General features: G+C 63.8%; 10 protein-coding genes and 1 pseudogene. 9 read left to right on the top strand and 2 right to left on the bottom strand.

Annotated features, from left to right (window positions below):
• Positions 1-4: 4 nt before the first annotated feature.
• The 6 genes from AB7G19_RS02525 to AB7G19_RS02550 all read left to right on the top strand — a co-directional run bounded on the left by AB7G19_RS02525 (position 5) and on the right by AB7G19_RS02550 (position 6,399).
• Entirely contained in the window at positions 5-1,024 is a 1,020-nt protein-coding gene (locus AB7G19_RS02525; protein WP_063980470.1) for an ABC transporter substrate-binding protein, read from the top strand.
• Positions 1,024-1,785, top strand: a complete 762-nt coding sequence (locus AB7G19_RS02530) for an ABC transporter ATP-binding protein (RefSeq protein ID WP_063980471.1) — start codon at positions 1,024-1,026, stop codon at positions 1,783-1,785. The genes AB7G19_RS02525 and AB7G19_RS02530 overlap by 1 nt, the downstream gene beginning before the upstream one ends.
• 11 nt (positions 1,786-1,796) lie before the next feature.
• On the top strand, positions 1,797-2,660 hold the full coding sequence (locus AB7G19_RS02535) for an ABC transporter permease (RefSeq protein WP_063980472.1): 864 nt from the start codon (positions 1,797-1,799) through the stop codon (positions 2,658-2,660).
• Positions 2,657-4,396 (top strand): L-arabinonate dehydratase, encoded by a 1,740-nt coding sequence (gene araD, locus AB7G19_RS02540; RefSeq protein ID WP_063980473.1) that lies wholly within the window; start codon positions 2,657-2,659, stop codon positions 4,394-4,396. The genes AB7G19_RS02535 and araD overlap by 4 nt, the downstream gene beginning before the upstream one ends.
• Before the next feature lie 117 nt (positions 4,397-4,513).
• Positions 4,514-5,233 carry a ribonuclease activity regulator RraA gene (locus tag AB7G19_RS02545; RefSeq protein WP_063980474.1) on the top strand — a complete coding sequence of 240 codons (720 nt, stop codon included), beginning with the start codon at positions 4,514-4,516 and terminating at the stop codon, positions 5,231-5,233.
• Between the two features lie 74 nt (positions 5,234-5,307).
• Positions 5,308-6,399: an SMP-30/gluconolactonase/LRE family protein gene (locus AB7G19_RS02550; protein ID WP_063980475.1), complete on the top strand. Its 1,092-nt coding sequence runs from the start codon at positions 5,308-5,310 to the stop codon at positions 6,397-6,399.
• A gap of 252 nt (positions 6,400-6,651) precedes the next feature.
• Here AB7G19_RS02550 and AB7G19_RS02555 read toward each other — a convergent pair whose 3' ends face one another.
• Positions 6,652-8,751, bottom strand: coding sequence for a S9 family peptidase (locus AB7G19_RS02555; protein ID WP_441267687.1), 2,100 nt, complete (start codon positions 8,749-8,751; stop codon positions 6,652-6,654).
• 456 nt (positions 8,752-9,207) lie between these two features.
• Here AB7G19_RS02555 and AB7G19_RS02560 point away from each other — a divergent pair.
• The 3 genes and pseudogenes from AB7G19_RS02560 to AB7G19_RS02570 form a co-directional block, all read left to right on the top strand.
• A pseudogene (locus AB7G19_RS02560) lies at positions 9,208-9,987 on the top strand (MBOAT family O-acyltransferase); the annotation flags it as partial.
• Positions 9,988-10,160: 173 nt separating this feature from the next.
• Positions 10,161-10,418, top strand: a complete 258-nt coding sequence (locus tag AB7G19_RS02565) for a hypothetical protein (protein WP_354132412.1) — start codon at positions 10,161-10,163, stop codon at positions 10,416-10,418.
• The gene (locus AB7G19_RS02570; RefSeq protein ID WP_283017915.1) at positions 10,418-11,518 is read left to right on the top strand and encodes a hypothetical protein; all 1,101 of its coding nucleotides are present in this window, start codon (positions 10,418-10,420) and stop codon (positions 11,516-11,518) included. Before AB7G19_RS02565 ends, AB7G19_RS02570 begins: the two co-directional genes overlap by 1 nt.
• Before the next feature lie 126 nt (positions 11,519-11,644).
• Here the strand turns inward: AB7G19_RS02570 and AB7G19_RS02575 are convergent, their stop codons facing one another.
• The gene (locus AB7G19_RS02575) at positions 11,645-12,604 is read right to left on the bottom strand and encodes an IS5 family transposase (protein ID WP_166348444.1); all 960 of its coding nucleotides are present in this window, start codon (positions 12,602-12,604) and stop codon (positions 11,645-11,647) included.
• Positions 12,605-12,741: the final 137 nt, after the last annotated feature.

The raw sequence follows: 12,741 nt of genomic DNA on the forward strand, positions 1-12,741 counted from the left end.
AACAATGATCAAGCATCTTCGTAGCAAGCTTGCGGCTGCCGCCCTGATCGCCGCAACCGTCCTGCCGGTATCCGCGGCGCATGCGCAGCAGAAATCCGAGATCTCGCTGTCGCGCCAGCCCGGCATTTTCTACATGCCGAGCCACATCATGGAAAAGCAGAAGCTGATCGAGAAGCACGCAGCTTCGCTCGGCGTACCCGGCGTCACCACCAAATGGGTGACCTTTTCCGGCGGCGGCGCGCAGACCGATGCGCTGCTCGCCGGCGGCGTCGACATCCTCAACACCGGCACCGGCAATCTTCTGTTGCTGTGGGACCGCACCCGCGGCGGCGTGAAGGGCATCGTCGCGACCTCGGCGCAGCCGATGACGCTGATCAGCCGCGATGCCAACATCAAGTCGATCAAGGATCTTGGTCCGAGCGACAAGATCGCGGTGCCGACCGTAAAAGTCTCGACCCAGGCGATCGTGCTTCAGATCGCGGCCGCCGAGGCCTTCGGTGCCGACCAATGGTCGAAGCTGGACGCCAACACCGTGCAGCTTGGCCATCCCGACGCCTATGCGGCGCTGTCCAATTCGAAGCACGAGGTCCACACCCACTTCTCGATCCCGCCTTTCACCTTCCTCGAGCTGAAGAACGTGCCGGGCGCGCATGTCGTGCTGAACTCGCCGGACGTAATGGGCGGCCCGCTGAGCCAGGCCCAGTTCTTCACCACGACGAAATTCGCCGACGCCAATCCGAAGATCATCCAGGCGGTGCGCGATGCCACCAAGGAAGCGCAGGATCTGATCCGCAGCGACACCAAGCAGGCGGTCGAGATCTACAAGGAGATCACCGGCGACAAGACCTCGGTGGAAGAGCTGCTCGATCTCCTCAAGGAGCCCGGCATGATGGAATGGAATCTCGAGCCGCAGGGCACGATGAAATTCGCAGCCCATCTGTTCAAGACCGGCACACTGAAGATGCAGCCCAAGGCCTGGACCGACTATTACCTCCCCGTCGCGCACGACCTGAAAGGCAACTGATGGCGCTGCTCGACGTCAACGGGGTGACGCTGCGCTACAAGACCTCCAGCGCCGTCGTTACCGCCACCGAAAGGGTCAGCTTCACGGTCGACAGGTCCGACCGCTTCGTGCTGCTCGGGCCGTCCGGCTGCGGTAAGTCGACCCTGCTCAAGGCCGTCGGCGGCTATATGACGCCGAGCGAGGGCCGCATGACCATCAACGATCGCGAGATTCATGGTCCGGGCGCGGACCGCATGATGATCTTTCAGGAGTTCGACCAGCTGCTGCCCTGGAAGAGCGTGCTTGCCAACGTGATGTTCCCGCTGCTGACCGCGCGAAAGCTGTCGCGCAAGGACGCCGAGGCCCGCGCACGGGCCTATATCGAGAAGGTCGGCCTCACCCGCGTCGTCGACGCCTATCCGCACACGCTGTCCGGCGGCATGAAGCAGCGCGTCGCGATTGCGCGCGGCATGGCGATGGAGCCCGATATCCTGCTGATGGACGAGCCGTTCGCCGCGCTCGACGCGCTGACACGGCGCACCTGCCAGGACGAGCTGCTTCAGCTCTGGAGCGAGACCAAATTCACGGTGCTGTTCGTGACGCATTCGATCGCGGAAGCGATCCGCATCGGCAACCGCATCCTGCTGCTGTCGCCGCATCCCGGCCGGGTCAAGGCCGAGGTGGTCGACGTCGACAAGGTCTCGAATGGAGACGGCAGCGCCGGCCGGCTGGAGAAGGAGATCCACGATCTCCTGTTCGCGGCCGAAGCTGTGGCGCATTGAGGGAGCCTGTCATGGGCGAGGCGAGAATATTGCTGCGCGACGCGTCGGTTGCCGCGACCGGCGGTGCGGGCGAGGTCGAGCGCAAGCTGAGCGTGCCGGAGCTGTTGTGGAACGACGGTTTTGTCCGCAAGACCGTCATCATCCTGTTTCTGGCAGCGGTCTGGGAAGCCTATGGCGTCGCCCTCGACAATCCGCTGCTGTTTCCAACGCTGCACGACACCATCGTGACGCTTTGGGACCGCGTGAAAGACGGCACCATTCCGATGCGCGCCTGGGCTTCGCTGAAAGTCCTTTTCATGGGCTATTCGGCCGGCATCGTGCTCGCCGCGATCTTCACCGTGCTCGCCATCTCGACGCGGATCGGCACCGATTTCCTCGAGACTGTTACGGCGATGTTCAACCCGTTGCCGGCGATCGCGCTGTTGCCGCTCGCCTTGATCTGGTTCGGGCTCGGCAATGGCAGCCTCGTCTTCGTGCTAATCCATTCGGTGCTGTGGCCGGTCGCGCTCAACACCCATTCCGGCTTCAAGAGCGTGTCCAACACGCTGCGCATGGTCGGGCGCAATTACGGCCTGCGCGGGCTGCCTTATGTCGCGAAAATCCTGATCCCGGCGGCGTTCGGCTCGATCCTCACCGGCCTCAAGATCGGCTGGGCCTTTGCATGGCGCACGCTGATCGCGGCCGAGCTGGTGTTCGGCGTGTCCTCGGGGCAGGGCGGGCTCGGCTGGTTCATCTTCGAGAACCGCAATCTCCTCGACATACCCGCAGTGTTCGCGGGCCTCTTGACGGTGATTATCATCGGGCTTTTTGTCGAGAACCTGATCTTCCGCGCCATCGAGCGGAATACCGTCCAGAAATGGGGCACCCAATCATGACCAAGAAGAAAATCACGCCCGACCAGCTCCGCAGCGCGCGCTGGTTCGCGCCCGACGACCTCCGCTCGTTCGGCCACCGCTCCCGCACGATGCAGATGGGCTACGCCCCGGAGGAGTGGAAGGACCGCCCGATCATCGCGATCCTCAACACCTGGTCGGACGCGCAGCCCTGCCACATGCACTTCAAGTCGCGCGTCGACGACGTCAAGCGCGGCATCCTGATGGCCGGCGGCCTCCCGCTGGAGCTGCCGGCGCTGTCACTGTCGGAATCGCTCTTGAAGCCGACCACGATGCTCTACCGCAACCTTCTGGCGATGGATGCCGAGGAGCTGTTGCGCAGCCATCCCGTGGACGGCGTGGTGCTGATGGGCGGCTGCGACAAGACCACGCCGGCGCTGCTCTTGGGCGCGACCTCGATGAACATTCCCGCGATCTATCTGCCCGCGGGTCCGATGCTGCGCGGCAATTGGAAGGGCAAGACGCTCGGCTCGGGCTCCGACGGTTGGAAATACTGGGACGAGCGGCGCGCCGGCAAGATCTCCGACAAGGACTGGCTCGATATCGAAGCCGGCATCGCGCGGAGCTACGGCACCTGCATGACCATGGGCACCGCCTCGACCATGACCGCGATTGCCGAGGCGATCGGCATGACGCTGCCCGGCGCCTCCTCGATTCCGGCCGCCGACGCCAACCACATCCGCATGGCGTCGGAATGCGGCCGGCGCATCGTCGAGATGGTGTGGGAGGATTTGACGCCGAAGACGATCCAGACCCGCAAGGCGTTCGAGAACGCGATTGCGGTCGCCATGGCGATGGGCTGCTCGACCAACGCGATCATCCATCTGATCGCGCAGGCCCGCCGCGCCGGCCTCGACATCGGCCTCGACGATTTCGAGAAGGCGAGCCGCAAGGTGCCCGTGATCGCCAACGTCCGACCGAGCGGCGATGCCTATCTGATGGAAGACTTCTTCTATGCCGGCGGCCTGCCGGCGCTGATGAGCCAGATCAAGCCGCATCTGCATCTCGACTGCATCACCGTCACCGGCCAGACGGTCGGCGAAAACATCGAAGGCGCCGAAGTGCACAATGCCGATGTCATCCGCGGCGTCGATAACCCCATCTACAAGGAAGGCGCGCTCGCCGTGCTCAAGGGCAATCTCGCGCCCGATGGCTGCGTCATCAAGCCGAGTGCCTGTGCGCCGCGCTTCCTCAAGCACACCGGGCCTGCGCTGGTGTTCGACGACTATCCGTCGATGAAGAAGGCGGTCGACGATCCCAACCTCGATGTCACCGAGGATCACATCCTCATCCTGCGCAATGCAGGGCCGCAGGGCGGGCCGGGCATGCCGGAGTGGGGCATGCTGCCGATCCCGACCAAGCTCGTGAAGCAGGGCGTGCGCGACATGGTGCGGATCTCGGACGCGCGCATGAGCGGCACCAGCTATGGCGCCTGCATTTTGCACGTTGCGCCCGAATCCTATGTCGGCGGCCCGCTGGCGCTGGTGCGGAATGGCGACCGCATCACGCTCGACGTCGCCGCGCGCACTATCAACCTCGATGTGTCCGAAGCCGAGCTCGAAAAGCGTCGCGCCGCCTGGAAGCAGCCCGAGCGCCGCTTCGAGCGCGGCTATGGCTGGATGTTCACCAAACACATCAAGCAGGCCAATGACGGCTGCGACTTCGACTTCCTGGAGACCGATTTCGGCGCGCCGATCGGCGAGCCGTCGATTTACTGACCGTCGTTCCGGGGCACGCGTAGCGCGAACCCGGAACCCATTTCACCGCGTTGCGTGCGGCCCGATGGATTCCGGGCTCGCCGCTGCGCGGCGCCCCGGAATGACAAGAGGATACACATGACAAAACTCACCGAAGCCACCCGCACAAAACTCAAATCCGTCTCCACCGCCACCGTCGCCACCGCGCTGTTCAAGCGCGGGCTGCGCATCCAGATGATCCAGGACGTGCACCCGCTCGGCGCCGACCAGCCGACCATGGTCGGCGAGGCCTTCACGCTGCGCTACATGCCGGCGCGCGAGGATCTCAACACCATCGACGTCTTCAAGGACCGCTCCCACCCGCAGCGCAAGGCGATCGAGGATTGTCCGCCCGGCAGCGTGCTGGTGATGGACAGCCGCAAGGACGCGCGCGCGGCCTCGGCCGGTGCGATCCTGGTGACGCGATTGATGAAGCGCGGCGTCGCCGGCGTCGTCACCGACGGCGGCTTTCGCGATTCCGCCGAGATCGCCAAGCTCGGCATCCCCGCCTATCACCATCGCCCCTCGGCGCCGACGAATCTCACGCTGCACCAGGCGATCGAGATCAACGTACCGATCGGTTGTGGCGATGCGCCGGTATTTCCGGGCGACGTCATTCTCGGCGACAGCGACGGCGTCATCGTGATCCCCGCGCATCTCGCCGACGAGATCGCGAACGAAACCTTTGAGATGACGGCGTTCGAGGATTTCGTCACCGAGGAAGTCGGCAACGGCCGCGGCATTTTTGGGCTCTATCCCGCCACCGATCCGCAGACGCTCACCGACTTCGCGGAATGGCGGAAGAAGAACGGCCGCTAGGTCGAAGCTAAGTCACGTCAAGAAACGAGCCGGCGCATCAAGCGCCGGCCTTTTATCGAGCAGGGAGGATACTTATGAATCTCACGCGACGTAGTCTCATGGCCGGCGCCGGTGCGGCGGCGGCGTCCGCACTTCTCGCCCGCACCGCCGGTGCCCAGTCGTTTCCGTTCACGCCCAACCAGCGCTACCCCGATCCCGCCGTCCAGATCCTCGATCCGAGCTTTGGAAAATACCGGCTCTATTCCTCAACGGTCGAGCAGGTCGCGACTGGCATGCGCTGGGCCGAAGGCCCCGCTTATTTCCCCGAGGGCGGTTATCTCCTGTTCTCGGACATTCCCAACAACCGGATCATGAAGTTCGACGAGAAGACCGGGCAGACCAGCGTGTTCCGCGCCAACGCCAATTACGCTAACGGCAATGCGCGCGACCGCCAGGGCCGCCTCGTCACTTGCGAGCACTCCGTCACCCGCCGCATCACCCGCACCGAGAAGGACGGCAAAATCACGGTTCTCGCCGACAAGTTCGAGGGCAAGCGGCTGAACGCGCCGAACGACATCGTGGTGAAGTCCGACGACAGCATCTGGTTCACCGATCCCTTGTTCGGCATCAACGGCGAGTGGGAAGGCAACAAGGAGAAGTCCGAGCAGGCCACCACCAACGTCTATCGCATCGCCAAGGACGGCAAGATCAGCGCCGTCCTCACCGACCTCGTCAATCCCAACGGCCTCGCCTTCTCGCCGGACGAGAAGAAGCTCTACATCGTCGAATGGAAGGGCACGCCCAACCGCAGCATCTGGAGCTACAATGTCGGCGACGACGGCAGCTTGAGCGGCAAGACCAAGCTGATCGATGCCGCCGACCAGGCCTCGCTCGATGGTTTTCGCGTCGATCGCGACGGCAATCTCTGGTGCGGCTGGGGCTCCAACGGCGCGCTGCAATCCGAACCCACCGACATCGGCGGCCGCAAGGTCTTTCAGCTCAGGGGCAAGTCGGAAGATCTCGACGGCGTGATGGTGTTCAACGCGGACGGCAAGCCGCTCGCCTTCATCAAGCTGCCCGAACGTTGCGCCAACCTCTGCTTCGGCGGCCCGAAGAACAACCGGCTTTATATGGCGAGCAGCCACTCGGTGTATGCGCTGTACGTCGAGGCGCATGGGGCGGTGTGAGGCAGAGCTGACCAGCTAAGCTGCCGTAGGGTGGGCAAAGCGAAGCGTGCCCACCGCTCTCGTCGCAATTGCTGAAAAATGGTGGGCACGGCGCGATGCGCCTTTGCCCACCCTACAGAGCTGCCGAATTCCTTCGCCTCTCCCCGCGTGCGGGGAGAGGCCCGTAGCCCGGATGGAGCACAGCGCAATCCGGGGCGGTCTTGCCGTCTGCACGAATCCCGGATTTCGCTGCGCTCCATCCGGGCTACAAGGTCACGCCTCCGGCATCCCCGCTGCCCAAAGCGCGAACGCATAGACGATCGCGACTTCGTCCAGCCGGTCGAACCGCCCCGATGCGCCGCCGTGGCCGGCACCCATGTTGGTGCGGAGCAACACCGGGCCGCCGCCGCTCATGGTCGCGCGCAGGCGCGCGATCCATTTGGCCGGCTCCCAATAGGTCACGCGCGGATCGGTCAAGCCGCCCATCGCGAGGATCGCCGGATAGTCCTTCGCCGCGACATTGTCGTACGGGGAGTAGGACAGGATGGTGCGAAAATCCTTTTCGCTCTCGATCGGGTTGCCCCATTCGGGCCATTCCGGCGGCGTCAGCGGCAGCGTGTCGTCAAGCATGGTGTTGAGCACGTCGACGAACGGCACTTCGGCGACGATGCCTGCGAACAATTCGCCGGCGCGGTTCGCGACGGCGCCCATCAGCATGCCGCCGGCCGAGCCGCCATGGCCGACGATGCGTTTTGCGCTGGTGTATTTCGCATCGATCAGCGCCCGCGCGCTGGCCGCAAAATCGTCAAAGCTGTTCGTCTTTTTCTCGCGCTTGCCGTCGAGATACCAGCCCCAGCCCTTGTCGGCGCCGCCGCGGATATGGGCGATGGCGTAAACAAAACCGCGGTCGACCAGCGAGAGGCGGTTGGCGTTGAAGGAGGCCGGCATCGCCATGCCGTAGGAGCCGTAGCCGTAGAGCAGCAGCGGCGCCGAGCCATCGAGCTTCAGCCCGAGGCGATAGAGGATCGACACCGGCACCTCGGCGCCGTCATGCGCCTTGGCCATGATGCGCGTCGTGACATAGTCGGCCGCATCGTGACCGGACGGAATCTCCTGGCGCTTGCGCAAGGTCCGCGTGCGCTTGACCATGTCGTAATCGTAGACTTCCGACGGCGTCGTCATCGACGAATAGGCGAAGCGCAAGTTCGTGGTGTCGAATTCGTAGGAGCCCATCGTGTCGAGCGAATAGGCCGCCTCGTCGAAGGCGATGGCGTGCTCGTCCCTGGTCGCGAGATCGCGGATCACGACCGACGGCAGCGCATTGGCGCGCTCCAGCCGCACCAGATGGCCGGCATAGAGATCGAGGTCGATGATGTAGACGCCGGGACGATACGGGATCAGGTCGCGCCAGTTCTTGCGCTCGGGTGCGCCAAGCGGCGCGGTGACGATCTTGAAATCGATGGCGTCATCGGCATTGGTGAGGATGAAGAGCTCGTCGCCGCGGTCGGCCAGCGAATATTGCACGCCGTCCTCGCGCGCCGCGACCAGGCGCGGCGGCGCTTCGGGGTGGGCGAGATCGATCAGCCGCTGCTCCGAGGTCTCGTGATCGCCGCCCGCGATCACGCAGAAGCGGCGGCTGGTGCTCTCATGCAGATGGGTGAACCAGCCGGAATCCTGCTCCTCGTAGACGAGCGAGTCGTCGGCCTGCCTGGTGCCGAGCCTGTGCAGCCACACCTGCATCGGGCGATGGTTGTCGTCGAGCTTCACATAGAAGAAGCTCTTGCAGTCCTTGCTCCAGACGATGCCGCCGTCGGTCTCCTCGACCAAATCGTCAAGATCCTTGCCCGTGGCCCAGTCGCGGACGCGGATGGAGAAATATTCCGAGCCCTTGGTGTCGGCGCTCCAGGCTTGCAGCTTGTGATCGTTCGAGTGGCGGCTGCCGCCGAACTTGAAGTATTTGTGGTCTTTGGCGAGCGCGTCGCCGTCGAGCACGATCTGGCCCTCGCCGCCGTCGCGCGGCATGCGGCCGAACAATTCGTGCTGCCCACCCTCGCGAAACCTCCGGAAATAGGCGAACGGTCCGTCGGGCGAGGGCACGCTGGAATCGTCCTCCTTGATCCGCCCGCGCATCTCGCGCACCAGCGTCTTCTGAAGCGACGAGGTGTGGCCGAGCAGGCTCTCGGTGTAGCCGTTCTCTTCATCGAGATATTTGCGGATGTCGGGATCGAGCACGGCGGGATCGCGCAGCACCTCCTGCCATTTCTCGTCCTTCAGCCAGGCATAGTCGTCGGCCACGGTGATCCCGTGCCGCGTGAAGGAATGCGGCCGGCGCGGGGCGACGGGGGGCTGGGAAGGTGTCTTGGCTTGTGTCACTCGGTCCTCATCATCTCGTACTCGCGCTGCGTTCCCTCTTTACCTCTCCCCGTAAGAACGGGGAGAGGGAGAAGAAAGGCGCGCCGCATCGCTCGCCGTATTCCACCTTATATCGTCCCGATTCCGCGAATTGCCAGCGCCGCTGCGCCAAGGACTGCGCCAAGTCGCCGGGTTGTTGATCGCCCCCTTGTATGCTTTAGGGGCGATACCCCCCGCCGCCGGTCCAGCCTGATGCTGTTCAATTCCTACCCGTTCATCCTGCTGTTCCTGCCGGCCGTGCTGGCCGGCTATTTCTGGCTCGGGCGGCGCAGCAATCTGGCGCCGGTGATCTGGCTGGCGCTGGCCTCGCTCGCCTTCTACGCCTTCGGCAGCTGGCAGTTCGTGGGCCTGCTGCTGGTCTCGATCGCCTTCAACTACGGCGTCGGCTATCTCCTGATCGCGGCGAAGCTCGCCCCAATGCAACGAAAGGCGGCGCTCGCGCTCGGCGTCGTCGGCGACCTCCTGGTGCTCGGCATCTTCAAATATGCCGGCTTCGTCGCCGAGAACATCAATGCGCTGGCCGGTACGCATGTTGCGGTCCACATCCTGCTGCCGGTCGGCATCTCCTTCTACACCTTCACCCAGATCGCGTTCCTGGTGGATGCGTATCGTGGCCAGGTCGCGCGTTACGCCTTGCCGCACTACGCGCTGTTCGTGACCTACTTTCCGCACCTGATCGCGGGGCCGATCCTCCACCACAAGGACATGATCCCGCAATTCGAGCGGAAGGAGACCAAGTATCCGGACGCACACCTGATCCTGTGCGGAATCGTCATCTTCGCGATCGGCCTGTTCAAGAAGACCTGCCTTGCCGATGGCATCCAGCCCCTGGTGGCGCTCGCCTTCGAGGCGCGCTCGCCGAGCTTTGATCAGGCCTGGTGTGGTGCGCTCGCCTACACGTTCCAGCTCTATTTCGACTTCTCCGGCTATTCCGACATGGCGATCGGGATATCGCTGATGTTCGGCATCTTCCTGCCCGTGAATTTCAACTCACCCTACAAGGCCACCAGCATCGTCGAGTTCTGGCGCCGCTGGCACATGACCTTGTCGCAGTTCCTGCGCGACTATCTCTACATCTCGCTCGGCGGCAATCGCCGCGGCCGCGTGCTGCGCTACGTCAATCTGATGATCACGATGCTGCTCGGCGGGCTCTGGCACGGCGCGGCCTGGACTTTTGTCGCCTGGGGCGCGCTGCATGGCGCTTATCTCTGCGTCAATCATGCCTTCAACGCGCTGGTGCCCAACGTCCCGACGTTGCTCGTGCGTCCGGTCCGCATCGTCGGAGCCGTGCTGACGTTCCTCGCCGTCGTCGTGGCTTGGGTTTTTTTCGCGCCGAGAGCGTTACTTGGGCGCTGCGTGTCCTCCACGCGATGGCCGATCCGTCGAATATCGTCCTCGGCCGCGAGGAGATCGCCGCATTGGTTCTGGTGTCGATCTACGCCGCGCTGGTGTGGATGTCGCCGAACACGCAAGCGATCATGGGATACGATCACGACAATCGCAGGGTCGGCGAGGCCCTGCCGGCAGGACGGATGCGACCGCTGTTCCTTTACGGCGCGGCGCTGGTGCTCGCTCTCGGGATTCTCGGCATCCAGAGCCACAGCGAATTCATCTATTTCCGGTTCTGATGCGAGGCAATTTCATACATCTGAGACGTCTTCTGCTCGCCAGCATCGCCTGCGTGCTGGGCGCGGCGGTACTCACCTATCTCGTCGATCCCTTGCAACTGTTTCGCCCGTCGCGACTGGCCTTCTATTCCGACGACACGCGCGTGCAGAATGCCGGGCTGATCCGCAGCCAGTCGTTCGACACCGCCTTCATGGGCACCTCGCTCGCGATCCGTTTCCGCCAGAGCGACATCGATCGCGCGCTCGGCGTCCACTCGCTCAAGCTGGCGATGACCGGGTCCAATTCGCGCCAGCAGGGCTTTGTGCTGGAGCGGGCGATCGAGCGCGGCGCCCGGCGCGTGATCTGGGCGATGGACGATTTCATCTTTGTCGATGCGGCGGATATCGAGGCCGATCCCTTTCTGTCCGTCGATCTCTATCGCCAGACAACGAAGGGCATCGCGTCCTATCTGTTCAGCGCCGCGATGGCGAAGGAATCCTTGTTCGTGCTGCTGCGGTCGATCCCGCCGCTGCAGCAGAAGCTGACCCAGGCGGCGCCGTTTCTCCCCGTCAAGTTCGCGCTGTCCGACGTCGACGACATCTACGCGCTGCCGCGCGATTTCGACGTCGCGCGTGACTACAATGCGAAGAAGACGCTTGCCTCGTTCGCTTACATCACGAGCCCCGTGCGCAGCCGCTTCCTTGGCGAAGGCTATGGCTACGACGCCATGCTCCGGCATTTCGAACGCGACGCCGTCGGCTTGATCACGCGTCATCCGGACGTGACCTTCGACATCTACTTGCCGCCCTATTCGATCCTGCAGTTCGTGGCGATGCGTGATGCCTCGCCTGCGACGCTGAAGATCGTCACCGACCTCACCGCGCGCATCGCCGAGCGGCTGACGCAGCTTCCGAATGTGCGTCTGTACGATTTCCGCGCGATCAGGGCGGTGACGCACGATCTCGATAACTACAGCGACGTCATCCACCATTCGCCGGCGGTCGATGCGAAGGTGCTGAATTGGCTGGCGCGTGGAGAGTATCGCGTCGATCCTGAGGCGCCGCTCGCGTCGCTGGATGCGCTGAAAGCTCAGGTCGAGGCCTATCGCGTGGAGCGCTGACCTTTCCCCCTCTCCCCCTGTGGGCCTGTTGCGTTATCGGCTTTTGAGGCTGAAGACGTCAGGAGAGAAGGCCTTGGTCCTGGCAATGCCTGCGAAGATCTGTAGTTGTTGCCCTCAGCGGGCAGCTCACGCGGCGATCGTGGCCCACCGCCTCATGTTGAAGGCGATTGAGGCGAGCAGAACTTGCCCGGTCGCCTTGATCAGACCGACGTAGCGGATGCAGGTCAGCCGCATGCGGCGTTTGAGAGTAGCGAAGGTGGTCTCGACCTGGGCTCGGCGGCGCGCGATGAGGAGGTTGTAGCGTTTGAGCCTCGGCGGCAACTCCGGGTGATGCCGGTTGGGCCGACGAGCAATGCGGGGTTTCTTGCCCTCCGCCTTCAGCCGGGCCCGTCGGGCATGGGTGTCGTAAGCCGCATCGGCCCACACCGCAGCTTCATCGCCGCGGATCAAAGCGTCCGCCGGTGTCGTGTCGTTGATGTTGGCCGGTGTGGTCAGTACCGTGCGGATCAAGCCGGATCCTTCGTCGACACCGACATGGGCCTTGTAACCGAACGTCGTGCCGCTCTTGCCTTGCCGCTTGGTGAAGCGGGCGTCGGGATCGTTTGAGGGGCGATCCTCCTTCGGAGGAGCCGACACCGCCTGGATCAAGGTCGCATCCAGCATCGTGCCGCGCTTGAGGATGACGCCGGCATTCTCAAGCTGACGATCCAGCTCACCAAACAGCTTCTCCAGCAGGCCTTGTTCGACAAGCTGGTTCCGAAAGCGGTTCAGGACCGTATGGTCGGGCGTCGCATCCTCAAGGCTCAAACCGACGAAGCGCTTGAACGACAACCGGTCGCCCAGCGCTTCCTCGAGTTCGCGCTCCGAAAGACCATACAGCGACTGCAACAGCACAGCACGAAACAGCACCAGCACCGGATAGCCTGGTCGACCGGGGCTCCCTTCATCCCGCAAATGGCCGATCAGCTTCTCGAACCGGTACCACTTGACCAGGCCAGCCAGCCGATCCAGCGCCGCATTGGCGCCGGCCCCCTTCGGCATCAGCGCTTCCACAAAGCTCGGCTGTCCCGTCCGCTTGACCGCCATCGCTACCCTCCAAGGCTTTGCCCTAGGGAATCACAATTGACGAATTACGCAACAGGCCCCCTGTGGGAGAGGGTGGCTCGCCGCGTAGCGGCGAGACGGGTGAGGGGTATCTATCCGCGAGTCCATCTCGCAATTGA

The sequence above is a fragment of the Bradyrhizobium sp. 215_C5_N1_1 genome (assembly GCF_052075935.1).
Lineage (GTDB): Bacteria > Pseudomonadota > Alphaproteobacteria > Rhizobiales > Xanthobacteraceae > Bradyrhizobium > Bradyrhizobium barranii.